Genomic DNA, 15,297 nt, shown 5'->3' on the forward strand with positions numbered 1-15,297 from the left:
AATGTAAAAGTTAACCTGCTTTGGTGCCTACCAAAGCCTGTTAGTCCCAAAATTCAGTGCCTGAGGAACCCTACCGTGCCTGACATGAAGCTCTTCGCTGGTAACGCAACACCTGAGCTAGCTCAAAAAGTTGCAAAACGTTTGTATATTGAATTAGGCGATGCTGTTGTTGGCCGTTTTAGTGACGGTGAGATCAGTGTTCAAATTAATGAAAATGTTCGTGGCTCTGACGTTTTCATCGTTCAATCAACCTGTAACCCTACTAACGATAACCTAATGGAACTTATCGTTATGGTTGATGCCCTACGTCGTGCGTCTGCTGGACGTATTACTGCAGTAATCCCATACTTTGGTTACTCACGTCAAGATCGTCGCGTACGTTCTGCTCGTGTACCAATCACAGCTAAAGTCGTTGCAGATTTCCTATCAAGTGTAGGTGTTGACCGTGTTCTAACGGTTGATTTACACGCTGAACAAATTCAAGGTTTCTTCGATGTGCCGGTTGATAATGTATTCGGTAGCCCAGTGCTATTAGAAGACATGAAAGAACGCGACTTCGATGACGTTGTTGTTGTTTCACCCGATATCGGTGGTGTTGTTCGTGCTCGCGCAATCGCGAAGCTATTAAACGATACAGACCTTGCTATCATCGACAAGCGTCGTCCACAAGCTAACGTTTCACAAGTAATGCACATTATTGGTGACGTTGAAGGTCGCGACTGTATCATCGTAGATGACATGATCGACACAGGCGGGACACTGTGTAAAGCGGCAGCTGCACTTAAAGAACATGGTGCTAAGCGTGTATTTGCATACGCAACTCACCCTGTACTTTCTGGCAACGCAGCTGAAAACATCCGTGAATCGGTCATCGACGAAGTGATTGTTACTGACTCAATTCCACTGTCTGATGAGCTTAAAGCACTGGATAAAATCAAAGTGCTTACGCTTGCAGATATGCTTGCTGAAACAATTCGTCGTATCAGCAACGAAGAATCTATCTCAGCGATGTTTGAACACTAATAAACACGCAGTGATAGCCAAAAAGCACCGTCTAGGTGCTTTTTTTGTGGTCGTTATTTATTTTCCCTCAAAGTGGTGGTATGATAGCGCGCCTTTTGGCTGGGGACCTTGGTCGCAAAGGCCCTAAGACTTTTAATTTTTGGAGACATTATGTCAACTTATACATACAATGCAGAATTACGTACAGAAACAGGTACTGGTGCGAGCCGCCGCCTACGCCGTGAAGATAAAGTTCCTGCAATCCTTTACGGTGCTGACAAAGAAGCTGCATCAATCGTTCTTGCACACAAAGATATGATCAAAGCGCAAGAAGACGAAGGTTTCTACACGCACATCCTTACTTTAAACATTGGCGGTGAGTCAGTTGAAGCTATCCTTAAAGATATTCAACGTCACCCGTTCAAGCCTAAGATCACTCACTTAGACTTCCAACGTGTAGATGCTTCTCACAAACTTCACACTAAAGTGCCAGTACACTTCATCGGTGAAGAGAAAGTAACTAAAGCAGGTAACACTGTTGTTCACCAATTAACTGAAATCGAAATCACGTGTCTTCCTAAGTCACTTCCTGAGTTCGTTGAAGTTAACGTTGCTGATTTAGTTGCAGGTGATTCAATCCACCTTTCAGACCTTAAACTACCTGCAGGTGTTTCATCTGTTGAGCTAGCTAAAGGTGCAGACCACGATCAGTCAATTGTTACTGTAAAAGCTAACAAAGCTGCTCCTGCTGAAGAAGCTTCAGAAGACGCTGCAGAATAATTTTTAAGGTGTACACACCTTGAATTCTATTCAAATGCTTGTGGGCCTGGCTAATCCAGGCCCCGAATACGCAAATACACGCCATAATGCAGGTGCTTGGTTCATTGAAGAACTCGCAGCACGCTATAACTGCACACTCAAACACGATCCTAAATATCACGGCCTCACTGGCAAAGTGATCATTCAAGGCCAAGAATTTAAATTACTGATCCCAACTACTTACATGAATTTAAGCGGTAAGGCGGTGAGTAGTCTCGCTAATTTCTTTAAAATCCCTGTTGAGAACATTCTCGTAGCGCACGACGAAATGGATCTTGATCCCGGCATTGCTAAACTAAAAAAAGGTGGCGGCCACGGTGGTCACAATGGTTTAAAAGATATTATTGCGAAAATGGCAAACCAAAAAGATTTCATGCGCCTTCGTATCGGTATTGGTCATCCGGGTCACCGAGAAATGGTGACAGGCTGGGTACTTGGTAAAGCCGCTAAAGAAGATCAAGAAAAAATGGATGCCGCTATTGATGAGGCAGTTCGTTGTATGGAAATTCTTGCAAAAGATGGTGTGTTAAAAGCACAAAACAGACTACATTCATTTAAACCTTAATCCGTTTTAATGAAATTACACAAGGTATCTTACTATGGGTTTTAAATGTGGCATCGTTGGCTTGCCAAACGTTGGTAAATCAACATTATTTAATGCACTAACTAAAGCGGGAATTGAAGCCGCTAACTTCCCTTTCTGTACCATCGAGCCGAACACAGGTGTGGTACCGGTGCCTGATGCACGCTTAAATGCATTAGCCGAAATCGTAAATCCGCAACGCATTTTACCAACAACGATGGAATTCGTTGATATTGCAGGCCTTGTAAAAGGCGCTTCAAAAGGTGAAGGTTTAGGTAACCAGTTCCTTGCGAATATTCGTGAAACTGATGCAATCGGTCATGTAGTGCGCTGTTTTGAAGACGAAAACATCGTTCACGTTGCCGGCACTATCGACCCTGCTGACGATATTGATGTCATTAACACCGAATTAGTACTGGCTGATATGGACAGCGCTGATAAAGCAAGTTTCCGTAATGCGAAAAAAGCGAAAGGTGGCGATAAAGATGCAAAAGAACAAAACGCTGTTCTCGAAAAAGTAAAAGCACACCTTGATGAAGGTTTAACGTTACGTTCTTTAGAACTAACTAAAGAAGAAAAAGCAGCTATTAAGCCTTTAAACTTCTTAACAATTAAACCAACAATGTACATCGCAAACGTGGCAGAAGATGGTTTTGAAAATAATCCATACCTAGACAAAGTGCGTGAAATCGCAGCTGCAGAAGATGCGGTTGTTATTCCTGTCTGTGCGGCTATCGAATCAGAGCTATCTGAGCTTGAAGAAGAAGACAAGCTTGAGTTTATGGCTGACTTAGGTCTTGAAGAGCCGGGCCTTAACTTAGTGATCCGTGGCGGGTACGAATTACTTAAATTACAAACCTACTTCACAGCAGGCGTAAAAGAAGTACGTGCATGGACAATTCCTGTCGGCGCAACAGCACCACAAGCGGCAGGTAAAATTCATACTGATTTCGAACGTGGCTTTATCCGTGCACAAACTATCGCTTTTGATGATTATATTGAGTTCAAAGGTGAAAGCGGTGCGAAAGAAGCAGGTAAAATGCGTCAAGAAGGTAAAGAGTACATCGTGAAAGACGGTGATGTTATGAACTTCTTATTTAACGTATAAGTTGTGTAGCACACTCTATTTAAAAGGCTCGTTATCACGAGCCTTTTTTGTTTTCTGAATTGACACCACGACTCGCAGGCTATTTTTAACGCTGTAAACAGAGCCATTTTATCTATTTGCTCTGTGTATAGTATTCTACTCCTATCACTGTAAATACGTTTATGTGTTATAAAAACTCTCAACAAAATAGTTTTTAAATTTACACACTTAATTTTTGTATGAAAATCAAACAGATTAAAAGTGGGCTTTTATTAGCAACAATACGTAATATACTTTTAGTGTTGTCTTTGTCTGTCAAAAAAACAGCAATTTAAATAAAATTTAGCCGCTTAGCTTAATTTTAATGCAAACAAACCCTGTTAAGCGTTTTTTTGCAAAAAAGGTGTTGACGGATTTAGGTCATATCAGCATAATACGCCCCGCACTCAGCGATGAAGTGCTAACAAAAAAGATGGCTAAGTAGCTCAGTTGGTTAGAGCACATCACTCATAATGATGGGGTCACAGGTTCAAATCCCGTCTTAGCCACCATTCTTTTTGTTGCTCAATGAAGAGTTAAAAATAACTACCAGTGTTTTTTAAACACAAAATGCGGGAGTGGCGGAATTGGTAGACGCGCTGGATTTAGGTTCCAGTAACTTCGGTTGTGAGAGTTCAAGTCTCTCCTTCCGCACCATGTTCTGATAAGAACTAAAATTATCAAATTTTTGTTGGGATATCGCCAAGCGGTAAGGCAGCAGGTTTTGATCCTGCCATTCCCAGGTTCAAATCCTGGTATCCCAGCCACAATGGCTAAGTAGCTCAGTTGGTTAGAGCACATCACTCATAATGATGGGGTCACAGGTTCAAATCCCGTCTTAGCCACCATTCTTCTTTTAGAATGGCTCTGCAGGAGTTTAAACTGCACTCAATGAAGAGTTAAAAATAACTACCAGTGTTTTTAAACACAAAATGCGGGAGTGGCGGAATTGGTAGACGCGCTGGATTTAGGTTCCAGTAACTTCGGTTGTGAGAGTTCAAGTCTCTCCTTCCGCACCATGTTCTAGATAAGAACCAAAACTATCAACTTTTTATTTGTTGGGATATCGCCAAGCGGTAAGGCAGCAGGTTTTGATCCTGCCATTCCCAGGTTCAAATCCTGGTATCCCAGCCACTTTCTCTACCAAGAGAGTGAATAAGAAAAACTCTGTATAGAGTATAAAAATGCAACTTAATGATGCGGGAGTGGCGGAATTGGTAGACGCGCTGGATTTAGGTTCCAGTAACTTCGGTTGTGAGAGTTCAAGTCTCTCCTTCCGCACCATGTTCTAGATAAGAACCAAAACTATCAACTTTTTATTTGTTGGGATATCGCCAAGCGGTAAGGCAGCAGGTTTTGATCCTGCCATTCCCAGGTTCAAATCCTGGTATCCCAGCCACTTTCTCTACCAAGAGAGTGAATAAGAAAAACTCTGTATAGAGTATAAAAATACAACTTAATGATGCGGGAGTGGCGGAATTGGTAGACGCGCTGGATTTAGGTTCCAGTAACTTCGGTTGTGAGAGTTCAAGTCTCTCCTTCCGCACCATGTTCTTAAGTAGAACTAAAACTCTTCAAGTTTAGCGTTGGGATATCGCCAAGCGGTAAGGCAGCAGGTTTTGATCCTGCCATTCCCAGGTTCAAATCCTGGTATCCCAGCCAACTTCCTTTCTAATTTCTAATTTCTAATTTCTAATTTCTAATTTCTAATTTCTAATTTCTAATTTCTAATTTCTAATTTCTAATTTCTAATTTCTAATTTCTAATTTCTCCAAAATTTAATTCATTTTATTTAGCGCAAAAAAAAACAGGCTAATTTTCATTAACCCGTTTCTTTATCGTTTATGTGTATTATTTTGTTTAACTGAGTGTCCCACTAATGGCATATTTTAATACCCAGTTCTTAGCCGGGCCAATATTGTTCGCTAGTTTTAAAAACTTACTACGTGCCCAACTGAGTGGCTGTAGTTCATTTGAGAATCCGAAGTAACAGGCATCCATCATACTCATCATAAGTAAATTAGCGCGACGACGTTTCTTCTCATACTGCTTTAATACCGCATGCTGACCAACATCATCGTGGCCAGCAAGAACCTCTGCAAGTGCAACCACATCTTGAAAACCTAAATTAACCCCTTGGCCTGCCAAGGGATTAATAGTGTGTGCTGAGTCGCCCACTAAGACTAAGCGCCCTTGCGAATAATCATTTGCGTGCTGACGAGCCAATGGAAAAACAGCATGCTCAAGTAACTCAAATTCACCCGGCAACTCAGGAAAATGCGCAATGAGTTGGGCTTTTAGTTGTTCTGTGGGGAGTTTATTCCAACGGTTTAAAACCGACGCGTTGTGGTAACAAATTAAATTTGCATACGGGGCTTGCATAGGCAAAAACGCCACAGGGCCCGTTGGTGTAAATTGTTGCCACGTTTTAACTTGTTGCGGCGCATCCAGTTTAATTAACACACCCATACAGTGTTGACCATATTGCCACCCTGTTACACCTAAGCCAGCTTTGCTACGTAATTGTGATTGTCCGCCATCTGCAGCAACCACTAAATCAGCCGTATATTGGGTGTCACCGTAATGAAGCGTGATTGAATCACTCTCTTGGCTTATCTCTGTAACCGGTGTTGTCTGCTCAATAACCTCAATGCCATATTGAGAAAATTGCTGCCAAAGACTCGCTTGAATTAGGCTATTTTCGATTAAATGACCCAGATGTGTTTCACCAATATCATGGCAATCAAACAATAAGTTTTCGCCTTGTTGCTGATACGCCTCAAGCTGTTGGTATGGAGCGATACGATTTTGGCGCAATAACGGCATTGCCCCCAGCTCATCAAGTAAGTTTTCTGAAAAACGATTAATAGCCGAAATGCGAATATCCACCTTATCTGAACTGAGAATGTCATCAGCATCGATAAGGTGCTTTTCAATAATAGTGACGTCCCTGCCCTGCTGTGCCAGTTTAACAGCTGTGGCAGCACCTACCATGCCACCACCAACAACAATTACCTTATTTTTCTTCATTTAATAGTCGCTCATTTGGCTATTTGAATACGGCATAAATTGTAACGTAATTCACTAAACTGTGTCAGTGCATTTACGCGTTAAGAATTTTAAAACAGTGACTTGTTTGATTTCACACCACAAAGATAAAAACTATACTTGGATCTGTGCGGGTATCCAGCTAAAATACGCGTCCTTTAAGTCGGCATTAAAGCCGCTTAATCCTGTTTCTAACACATTTTTGTGTCACTACCGAATTGAAAACGAGGCTATATTTCAATGAGTAAAAAGCTGCATATTAAAACCTGGGGTTGTCAGATGAACGAGTACGACTCTCAGAAAATGGCGGATCTACTGGATGCGACTAACGGCTATCAGTTAACTGATGAAGCTGAAGATGCAGATGTGATCTTACTCAACACCTGTTCAATTCGTGAAAAGGCGCAAGAAAAAGTATTCCACCAGCTAGGCCGTTGGAAGCTATTAAAAGACGATAAACCTGACCTTATCATTGGTGTAGGTGGCTGTGTAGCGTCACAAGAAGGTGACTCAATTCGTCAACGTGCGCCGTTTGTCGATGTAATTTTTGGCCCGCAAACGTTACACCGTTTACCAGAGATGATTAAGCAAGTGCAAAGTGGCGACAGCACATCTGTTGTTGACGTATCATTCCCTGAAATCGAAAAGTTCGACCGTTTACCTGAGCCAAAAGCAGAAGGCCCAAGTGCGTTCGTATCGATTATGGAAGGCTGTTCTAAATACTGTACTTTCTGTGTTGTGCCATACACGCGCGGTGAAGAAGTAAGCCGTCCACTTGATGACGTACTACTCGAAGTCGCCCAGCTCGCAGAGCAAGGCGTACGTGAAGTAAACTTACTAGGTCAAAACGTAAACGCTTACCGCGGTGAAACGCATGATGGCGAAATTTGTTACTTCTCTGACCTACTGCGTTATGTTGCCGCGATTGATGGTATTGACCGCATTCGTTACACCACTTCGCACCCAGTAGAGTTTACTCCTGACATCATCGATGCATATGCCGATGTACCAGAGCTTGTCGACCACTTACATTTACCAGTGCAAAGTGGCTCTGACCGTATTCTTAATTTAATGAAACGTGGTCATACAGCTCTAGAGTACAAATCAACGATTCGTAAATTACGTAAAATTCGCCCTAACTTAAGTATGTCTTCTGATTTTATCATTGGTTTCCCTGGCGAAAGCAAAGCAGACTTTGAAGCAACAATGAACCTTATCAATGATATTGGTTTTGATATGAGCTTCAGCTTTATCTACAGTGCACGCCCTGGTACACCAGCAGCTGATTTACCGGACGACGTATCAGAGCAAGAGAAAAAAGAGCGTTTATACCTTTTACAAAACCGTATTACGCAAATGGCACAGCAAATCAGTCGCCAAATGTTTGGCACTGAACAGCGAATCTTAGTTGAAGGTCCTTCTAAGAAGAACCCTATGGAGTTACGTGGCCGTACTGAAAACAACCGTGTGGTTAACTTTGAAGGCCCACATTCAGTGATCGGTCAATTCGTTGATGTACGTATTACTGAAGCGTTGCCAAACTCTTTACGCGGTGAATTAATTCGTACAGAATCAGAAATGAATCTGCGCCGTGATATCGCGCCATCGTCTATTCTTAGTAAAGCAGCCGAAGCAGACGCTGCACAAGCCCCTAACGAAATTGGCGTTGCAACTTTCGTCCCTTAGGGTGAATTTTGGTGCTGGCCCTTGCCAGCACCCATCAATAGGAAGCAATTTTGAGTAATCAATTAAAAACTTTAGAGATTTATTTAGAACCCGCCGACAACAAACGCCTTTCATCTTTATGTGGTCCGTTTGACGAAAACATCAAACAAATTGAACGCCGACTAGGTGTTGAAATTGCCCATCGCGATAATTTTTTTAGAGTCACTGGTAAACTTCACTGTGCAGCAGCCAGTGTCGAAATCTTAAAAAACCTTTATGTTGATACTCAACCAGTTCGTGGTGAAATTGGCGAAATTGAACCCGACGCTGTGCACTTAGCGATTAGCGAATCAAACGCCCTTGATCAAGACGACAACCCGGGCGTTTATGGTAAAGACATGGTGATAAAAACTCGCCGTGGCGTTATTAAACCGCGTAACGATAACCAAGGCGTGTATGTGGCTAATATTCTGCATCACGATATTACCTTTGGTATTGGCCCTGCAGGCACAGGTAAAACCTACCTTGCCGTTGCTGCTGCTGTTGATGCACTTGAGCGTCAAGAAATTCGCCGTATTCTGCTTACTCGCCCTGCCGTTGAAGCAGGTGAAAAACTGGGTTTCTTACCTGGCGACTTGAGCCAAAAAATCGACCCTTATTTACGCCCTCTTTATGATGCATTATTTGAAATGCTCGGCTTCGAGCGCGTTGAAAAACTGATCGAAAAAAATATTATCGAAGTAGCACCGTTAGCGTACATGCGTGGCCGTACATTGAATGACGCATTTATCATCCTTGATGAAAGCCAAAACACCACCGCAGAGCAAATGAAAATGTTCTTAACCCGTATTGGTTTTAATTCTAAGGCCGTTATTACAGGCGATATCACCCAAGTAGATTTACCGCGTGGTGCGCGCTCAGGCCTTCGCCATGCGATTGAGGTACTTAACGGTGTCGATGAAATTAGCTTTAACTTTTTCCAATCACATGATGTGGTACGCCACCCTGTTGTGGCGCGTATTGTTGAAGCCTATGAGCGCAACGATGAAGCTGAACGTTTAAAACGGGCTGAAAAACAACGCGCAAAAGAAGCGCAAGCAAACCAACAAGAAGCAAACTCGTGACCGAATTAGATTTACAAATAGCGTGTGAGTTTGACAACTTACCAAGCTTTGAACAATTTCAACTGTGGGCTGATAAAGCCCTCAGTCACTACCGTGAAGATGCTGAACTGACAATTGTGATCAGTGATGAGGCACAAAGCCAACAACTCAATAATGACTACCGTGGTAAAGATAAACCGACTAATGTCTTATCGTTTCCATTTGAAGCCCCCCCTGGTATTGAGTTACCTTTAGTGGGTGATTTAATCATATGTCCAGCTATCGTTTTAGCTGAGTCAATTGAGCAAGAAAAAACCTTTCACGACCATTTTGCCCATATGGTGATCCATGGATGCTTGCATTTACTTGGATTTGACCATATAAAGGACGAAGATGCACTCGAAATGGAAAGCATAGAGAAGCAATTACTTGCCGATCTGAACATTGCTGACCCATATCGAGACGATATTTAAATTTACGGAGCAATTAGACGCAATGAGCGACGACAACTCGCAAACTAGCCAGGGTTCTTCTGGTAAAACGTGGCTGGGCCGCATAGCCCAGATGTTACAAGGGGAACCCCAGAATAGAGAAGAGCTGGTAGAAGTAATTGCCGATGCGCAAGAACGCGACCTTATCGACCCTGAAACAAAAGAAATGATTGAAGGGGTATTAGGTGTGTCAGAACTAAAAGTTCGAGACATCATGATACCACGTTCTCAAATGGTGACGCTTGAAATTGACGCCCCATTAGAAGAGCTACTCCCGATGATGGTTGACTCTACACATTCTCGTTTCCCCGTGGTTTGTGAAGATAAAGATCACATCGAAGGTATATTACTCGCAAAGGATTTATTGCCTTTAATTCTAAATAAAGATGAACTATTGCCATCACTACGTGACTATTTACGTCCTGCTATGGTGGTTCCTGAAAGCAAACGAGTTGATACGCTGTTAAATGAGTTTCGTCAACAACGTTATCACATGGCCATCGTTATTGATGAATACGGGGGTGTGTCAGGATTAGTAACCATCGAAGATATTCTCGAAATCATTGTGGGTGAAATAGAAGACGAACACGATGAAGAAGAGGAACAACAAGATATTCGACAAGTTGCGAAACATGTTTACGCAGTTCAAGCTCTAACACCTGTTGATGACTTTAACGAATATTTTAAAACGGGTTACAGCACCTCTGACGCCGATACAATTGGTGGTACGGTTTTACATGCGTTTGGTCATATGCCAAGCCGTGGTGAGACGATAGACATTGAAGGCTTACAATTTAAAGTCACCAATTCTGACAATCGTCGCATCTTACAATTGCAAGTCACCATTCCTAAGGCTGATGATAACGACAGTGAAGAAACTGCTAACTAACCTCTGCGTTCTTGCAAAAGATAAAAAAGCCTGGCTCGCACTTATTGCGGGCCTCTTTTTAACCTTAAGTTACGCCCCCTTTAATCTGTGGCACATTGCCTTTCTTTCTCTTGGTGCACTGCTTTATTGCATCAACCCTCTTGCAAACGGTAAAGACGCAGCAAAGCGCAGCGCAAAATATGGCTTCATCTTTGGTTTAGGGTGGTTTGGTGCCGGTATCAGCTGGGTGCATGTTTCAATAGCCACCTTTGGTGGAATGCCATTAATTGCCTCTCTTGGTTTAATGGGTATTTTATGCGCCTACCTTGCACTTTATCCAGCTTTAGCTGCTTGGCTTAGTACTCGACTGGCTTCAGGGCCTTATAGTTTTGTGTGCTTATTATTGGCAAGTATTGCGGTCACTGAGTATCTGCGTGGCACGCTACTGACTGGGTTTCCATGGCTTAGTTTTGGCTATACACAAACAGACAGCCCACTAAACTTTTTAGCCCCAGTGATTGGTGAGTTTGGTATCACGCTTATATGTGTATTAATCGCCTTTGCGCTATATCGCTTAATCAGTAAAGACATTAAACCTTTGATAGTCTCTGTCGCTGTGCTCATTGGCTTATATTTTATTGCAGGTAACAGCCCAGTTAAATACCAAGATAAAACGATTAAAACCGTGCTCGTACAAGGTAACATCAAGCAACATTTACGGTTTGAGCCGTCTGAGTTTTGGAATACCATGAGCAAATACCAAGACATGACACGCCTGCATTGGAATGCTGATTTAATCGTTTGGCCTGAAGCCGCCGTGCCTGAACTAGAAGCCCTTGCGACGCAATATTTATCTGGCCTTGACAGTGCCGCGACATTTAATAACACCGCACTTATCACTGGCATTGTTGATTACCAGTACGACACCCGCAATATTTTTAATACCCTCATTGTACTTGGTAAAAAAGAGCCCAGTGACAATGAAGGTCACTATCAGTATTTAGGGCATAACCGCTATCAAAAGCATCAATTGTTACCCATTGGTGAGTTTGTGCCATTTCAAGATTTACTGCGCCCTATCGCCCCTCTATTTGACTTACCGATGTCATCGTTCACCCGTGGTGATGAAGTACAAGATAACTTGCGCGCCAATGGTTTAAATATTTTGCCTGCTATTTGCTACGAAATTGCCTTTGCCGATTTAGTGCGTGGAAACTACAGAAGTGATTCTGATATTTTGTTTACTGTTAGTAATGATGCCTGGTTTGGAGATTCTCATGGCCCGCATCAGCATATGCAAATAGCCCGTATGCGCGCCCTTGAGCTTCAGCGCCCGCTTATTCGCGTAACGAATACCGGTATTAGCGCTGTGTACGACCCTATCGCAAAATCGCAATTGAGCATGCCACAGTTTAAAGCCGATGTGCTTGAAGCGAATATCACCCTAATTCAAGGTGACACGCTATACAGTCGTTTAGGTAATTGGCCGGTATGGCTGGCTGTTTTATTACTAACTGTCATAGGGTTAGTAAGAAAAACCAAAGCAAACGCGTAAAGAATACGACTGCGTTTAATTAGAGTACTATTTTGAGGCTATACCTAATGGGTATAGCCTCATTAATCCCGCGGAATTAAACCAAAAAAGGGCTCCATTTATGAAGCCCTTTCTTTTTTGTCGTTTGGCTGGCGCTTACGATTCAATCTTAAGAAGTTCAACCTCAAATATTAGTAACGAGCCTGGCGGAATGCTGCCAACACGTTTACGCCCATAGGCAAGCTGTGGCGGGATATAAAAGGTGAACTTATCGCCTTCGCTCATTAACTGTAAGCCTTCAGTCCAGCCGGCAATCACTTGGTTTAAACCAAAGCTAATTGGCGAATTGCGTACGACTGAACTGTCAAATACACTGCCATCCATGAGCGTACCATGGTAATGCACCTTCACCTTACTGCTAGCATGTGGCTTAGCTTCATTACCCGCGCTGTGCTCAATTTTGTATTGCAGCCCAGAAGTTGTTTCATGGACATCATCAGCTTTACCATTTGTCGCTAAAAAATCAGCGGCCAACGTTTCATTTTCGAGTGCTTGTAATTTCGCTTTTTTGCTATTTTTAAAAATCAAAAAACAAAATACACCTATGACCAATAAAAGAATTAAGTTAATCATTCCGCTTCCTTTTCATCATCATTATCGCCATTAACAATATCGGCAATATTTGCAAGTCGGGCTAATGCCAAGGCATTAATAGAGCCGTCTTGATAGCCCTGCTCCGTCATTTCACCCGCGTCTTTGTCCATTAATAGACTTAACGCCTGGTCTACTGTTTCAACGGCATAAATATTAAAGCGGCCTTTTTCAACGGCGTCGAGCACTTCATCATCAAGCACCAGGTTCACTTGGTTTGACTTTGGAATGATCACGCCTTGCTCGCCCGTTAAGCCACGCATTTTACAGAGTTTAAAGAAGCCTTCGATTTTCTCGTTAACACCACCAATAGATTGCACGTCACCATGTTGGTTAATTGAGCCTGTAAGCGCAATTGACTGGCTAATAGGTAAGTTGGTTATTGCCGAGATAAGCGCACAGAGCTCGGCCAGTGATGCACTATCACCGTCGATATAACCGTAACTCTGTTCAATCGCGATATTAGCACTGAGCGTTAAACTAAATTGCTGCGCATATTTGTTACCTAAGTAGCCGGTTAGAAGCATCACGCCTTTTGAGTGAATTGCTTTACCCAGCTCGGCCTCACGCTCAACGTCAATTACCCCATCGGCACCGGCATAAACCGTGGCAGTAATACGTGCAGGCGTACCAAACGATGTATCACCGATATGCAGCACCGTTAAGCCGTTTACTTTACCCACAGCCTGACCTTCGGTAGCAATGAGGATCTGCCCCTCTTTAATATCGCTAAGCATGGTTTCTGAAATTTGCCCAGTACGGTACTGTTTACCAAGAATGGCTTCATCAATGTGGTGCGCATCAATCAGTGTATGTCCATCTTGCTTGGCATAAAAACTGGCTTCGGCCACCAACTCAAGGACATCTGCAAAACGTGCAGACAGCTTATTTTGATGCTCAGCTTGGCGATAACTAAACTTGAGTAAACGTGCCATTGCCGCTTCGTTTGCAGTACAATTTAAGGTTTTCTCACAGTATTCAGTCACTTTGGTAATAAACTGGTACTGCAGCTTATCGCTGCTTGGTAAGTAATAATCAAAGTCAGCAAGCACACGAAACAGCTCAGCAAACTCTTCATCGTACTCACCAATGGTGTAATACAAATCACGTGAACCCAGCAGCACAATTTTTACATCCAGCGGAATAAGCTGTGGACGTAAAGTAAAACTGCTCCCCACTGAACTGTCTTGATATGGTAAGTCGTTCTTAATTTGATGCGTTTTTAAAGACAGTTTTAGGCCATCCCACACTTGTGGATTCGCCATTACTTTTTCAGCGTCCATAATCAAGTAACCGCCATTAGCACGGTGCAGTGCACCCGGCTGAATTGAGCGATAACTGGTTATGAGCGAGCCCTGCGATGTCGCGTATTCAATTTTGCCAAAAATATTGCCAAACGTTGGGTTAGGCTCGTAAACAACAGGCGCTGCATCCCCTTCTTTAAATTCGACTAAAATATTGGGTGCGAAAAAGTCGGTTAACATGCCCTTGCGGTCAAAATCTTCTTTGTTTTCGTCGTTGTCATCATCGTCGAGCCACTCCAGCACCGCATCAATGATTTCTTCACGTATGTCTTTTAAATAACGCAGCACGCCAATATGCGTTGCATATTTGTGCTCAAGCGCTTTAATAAGTGGCTTGGTCGCTAACTCAGCCGTTGATTTTTTAAGATTACGCAGTTTTTCAGATGATTCACGTTTCCAACGCGGTAACTCAATCAGCGCTTCGATTAACGCATCTTCGAGCTTTTCAATCACGTCATAAAATTCAATACGCAATGGCTCTTCGAGTGCCGCAAACTCACTGTCGCTTAATTGCTTACCATTAACCAATGGTGCAAACCCCACCACGCCATTTTCTTCGATAAGCGCTACACTTTGCTCAAGCGCGGCAATTTCTACTGCGGTTATAGCTGCATCGTAAGTATCGGTGAATTCACGGTCTATTGATTTCTTCTTACGCTGATAACCTGGGTTATCGAATGCAGCAGGGAATGTATCAAGCACTTCATCAATAAATGAATCAATATCATCTGCAAGCTGCTTGCTTTGCCCAGCTTGCATAAACAGCGCGATAGGCTCGCGGTGGTCGTCGTAATTATTGACATACAGCCACTCATTAGGCGTTGGGCGGCCTTTTGAATGGGCTGTTAGCTTGTCTTTCACTAAGGTAAAACGACCCAGTGCAGCCTCACCCATAACATAAACATTGTAACCAGGTAGCTCCATACCTAATGAAAAATCGAGCGCACTTTGAGCACGTTGTTGGCCAATAAACGTTAAAGCCTCTGGGTATGGATTATTCATGCATGTAGCAACATGACTGGCGGCAATTTCTGGCGCTAAGGTAGAGACTGGCAATGGGATTAGTTTTTTTGTCATTCTAACTTCTTATTTCCCAGGATTAA

General features: G+C 42.8%; 12 protein-coding genes and 10 tRNA genes. 19 read left to right on the forward strand and 3 right to left on the reverse strand.

Annotated features, from left to right (window positions below; translation table 11 throughout):
* Window positions 1-75 precede the first annotated feature (75 nt).
* The 14 genes from H3302_RS10070 (at window position 76) to H3302_RS10135 (ending at window position 5,192) form a co-directional block, all read left to right on the forward strand.
* Window positions 76-1,023, forward strand: a complete 948-nt coding sequence (locus H3302_RS10070; protein WP_036967404.1) for a ribose-phosphate pyrophosphokinase — start codon at window positions 76-78, stop codon at window positions 1,021-1,023.
* Between the two features lie 150 nt (window positions 1,024-1,173).
* The gene (locus H3302_RS10075) at window positions 1,174-1,782 is read left to right on the forward strand and encodes a 50S ribosomal protein L25/general stress protein Ctc (protein ID WP_036967397.1); all 609 of its coding nucleotides are present in this window, start codon (window positions 1,174-1,176) and stop codon (window positions 1,780-1,782) included.
* A gap of 19 nt (window positions 1,783-1,801) precedes the next feature.
* A complete protein-coding gene (gene pth, locus H3302_RS10080) occupies window positions 1,802-2,386 on the forward strand; it encodes an aminoacyl-tRNA hydrolase (protein WP_036967395.1) in 585 nt (194 codons plus the stop codon).
* Between the two features lie 34 nt (window positions 2,387-2,420).
* Window positions 2,421-3,512, forward strand: a complete 1,092-nt coding sequence (gene ychF, locus H3302_RS10085; protein ID WP_036967393.1) for a redox-regulated ATPase YchF — start codon at window positions 2,421-2,423, stop codon at window positions 3,510-3,512.
* A 453-nt stretch (window positions 3,513-3,965) separates the two neighbouring features.
* Window positions 3,966-4,042, forward strand: a tRNA-Met gene (locus H3302_RS10090).
* A gap of 60 nt (window positions 4,043-4,102) precedes the next feature.
* Window positions 4,103-4,187 (forward strand) — tRNA-Leu (locus tag H3302_RS10095).
* A 35-nt stretch (window positions 4,188-4,222) separates the two neighbouring features.
* Window positions 4,223-4,297: transfer RNA gene (locus tag H3302_RS10100), tRNA-Gln, on the forward strand.
* A gap of 4 nt (window positions 4,298-4,301) precedes the next feature.
* Window positions 4,302-4,378, forward strand: a tRNA-Met gene (locus H3302_RS10105).
* A gap of 86 nt (window positions 4,379-4,464) precedes the next feature.
* Window positions 4,465-4,549 (forward strand) — tRNA-Leu (locus H3302_RS10110).
* A 40-nt stretch (window positions 4,550-4,589) separates the two neighbouring features.
* Window positions 4,590-4,664, forward strand: a tRNA-Gln gene (locus H3302_RS10115).
* 65 nt (window positions 4,665-4,729) lie between these two features.
* A tRNA-Leu gene (locus H3302_RS10120) sits at window positions 4,730-4,814 on the forward strand.
* A gap of 40 nt (window positions 4,815-4,854) precedes the next feature.
* Window positions 4,855-4,929: transfer RNA gene (locus H3302_RS10125), tRNA-Gln, on the forward strand.
* A 65-nt stretch (window positions 4,930-4,994) separates the two neighbouring features.
* Window positions 4,995-5,079: transfer RNA gene (locus H3302_RS10130), tRNA-Leu, on the forward strand.
* A gap of 38 nt (window positions 5,080-5,117) precedes the next feature.
* Window positions 5,118-5,192 (forward strand) — tRNA-Gln (locus tag H3302_RS10135).
* Between the two features lie 198 nt (window positions 5,193-5,390).
* On the opposite strand, the gene H3302_RS10140 is transcribed toward H3302_RS10135, so the two are convergent.
* Complete coding sequence (locus H3302_RS10140; protein WP_182395094.1) at window positions 5,391-6,560, reverse strand: FAD-dependent oxidoreductase; 1,170 nt, start codon at window positions 6,558-6,560, stop codon at window positions 5,391-5,393.
* A 258-nt stretch (window positions 6,561-6,818) separates the two neighbouring features.
* On the opposite strand from H3302_RS10140, the gene miaB reads away from it, so the two are divergent.
* The 5 genes from miaB to lnt are packed head-to-tail and all read left to right on the forward strand — an operon-like array spanning window position 6,819 to window position 12,260.
* Window positions 6,819-8,264 carry a tRNA (N6-isopentenyl adenosine(37)-C2)-methylthiotransferase MiaB gene (gene miaB, locus H3302_RS10145; RefSeq protein WP_036967384.1) on the forward strand — a complete coding sequence of 482 codons (1,446 nt, stop codon included), beginning with the start codon at window positions 6,819-6,821 and terminating at the stop codon, window positions 8,262-8,264.
* 50 nt (window positions 8,265-8,314) lie between these two features.
* Window positions 8,315-9,367, forward strand: coding sequence for a PhoH family protein (locus tag H3302_RS10150; RefSeq protein WP_074989681.1), 1,053 nt, complete (start codon window positions 8,315-8,317; stop codon window positions 9,365-9,367).
* On the forward strand, window positions 9,364-9,819 hold the full coding sequence (ybeY, locus tag H3302_RS10155; protein WP_036967379.1) for an rRNA maturation RNase YbeY: 456 nt from the start codon (window positions 9,364-9,366) through the stop codon (window positions 9,817-9,819). The genes H3302_RS10150 and ybeY overlap by 4 nt, the downstream gene beginning before the upstream one ends.
* 22 nt (window positions 9,820-9,841) lie before the next feature.
* Window positions 9,842-10,726 carry a CNNM family magnesium/cobalt transport protein CorC gene (corC, locus tag H3302_RS10160; RefSeq protein ID WP_036967376.1) on the forward strand — a complete coding sequence of 295 codons (885 nt, stop codon included), beginning with the start codon at window positions 9,842-9,844 and terminating at the stop codon, window positions 10,724-10,726.
* Window positions 10,707-12,260: an apolipoprotein N-acyltransferase gene (gene lnt, locus H3302_RS10165; protein WP_182395096.1), complete on the forward strand. Its 1,554-nt coding sequence runs from the start codon at window positions 10,707-10,709 to the stop codon at window positions 12,258-12,260. The genes corC and lnt overlap by 20 nt, the downstream gene beginning before the upstream one ends.
* A gap of 135 nt (window positions 12,261-12,395) precedes the next feature.
* On the opposite strand, the gene H3302_RS10170 is transcribed toward lnt, so the two are convergent.
* Both H3302_RS10170 and H3302_RS10175 read right to left on the reverse strand, forming a co-directional pair.
* Window positions 12,396-12,872, reverse strand: a complete 477-nt coding sequence (locus tag H3302_RS10170; RefSeq protein WP_182395098.1) for an FKBP-type peptidyl-prolyl cis-trans isomerase — start codon at window positions 12,870-12,872, stop codon at window positions 12,396-12,398.
* Window positions 12,869-15,271 (reverse strand): Lon protease family protein, encoded by a 2,403-nt coding sequence (locus H3302_RS10175; protein WP_065978076.1) that lies wholly within the window; start codon window positions 15,269-15,271, stop codon window positions 12,869-12,871. Before H3302_RS10175 ends, H3302_RS10170 begins: the two co-directional genes overlap by 4 nt.
* Between the last annotated feature and the right edge of the window lie 26 nt (window positions 15,272-15,297).

Source organism: Pseudoalteromonas sp. MT33b (assembly GCF_014117385.1).
GTDB classification, from domain to species: domain Bacteria; phylum Pseudomonadota; class Gammaproteobacteria; order Enterobacterales; family Alteromonadaceae; genus Pseudoalteromonas; species Pseudoalteromonas lipolytica.

Excerpts from the sequence above, each read along its gene's own strand:
- H3302_RS10075 (WP_036967397.1), top strand. The coding sequence starts at position 1,174 with ATGTCAACTTATACATACAATGCAGAATTACGTACAGAAACAGGTACT.
- ychF (WP_036967393.1), top strand. The coding sequence starts at position 2,421 with ATGGGTTTTAAATGTGGCATCGTTGGCTTGCCAAACGTTGGTAAATCA.
- H3302_RS10140 (WP_182395094.1), bottom strand. The coding sequence starts at position 6,560 with ATGAAGAAAAATAAGGTAATTGTTGTTGGTGGTGGCATGGTAGGTGCT.
- miaB (WP_036967384.1), top strand. The coding sequence starts at position 6,819 with ATGAGTAAAAAGCTGCATATTAAAACCTGGGGTTGTCAGATGAACGAG.
- corC (WP_036967376.1), top strand. The coding sequence starts at position 9,842 with ATGAGCGACGACAACTCGCAAACTAGCCAGGGTTCTTCTGGTAAAACG.
- H3302_RS10170 (WP_182395098.1), bottom strand. The coding sequence starts at position 12,872 with ATGATTAACTTAATTCTTTTATTGGTCATAGGTGTATTTTGTTTTTTG.
- H3302_RS10175 (WP_065978076.1), bottom strand. The coding sequence starts at position 15,271 with ATGACAAAAAAACTAATCCCATTGCCAGTCTCTACCTTAGCGCCAGAA.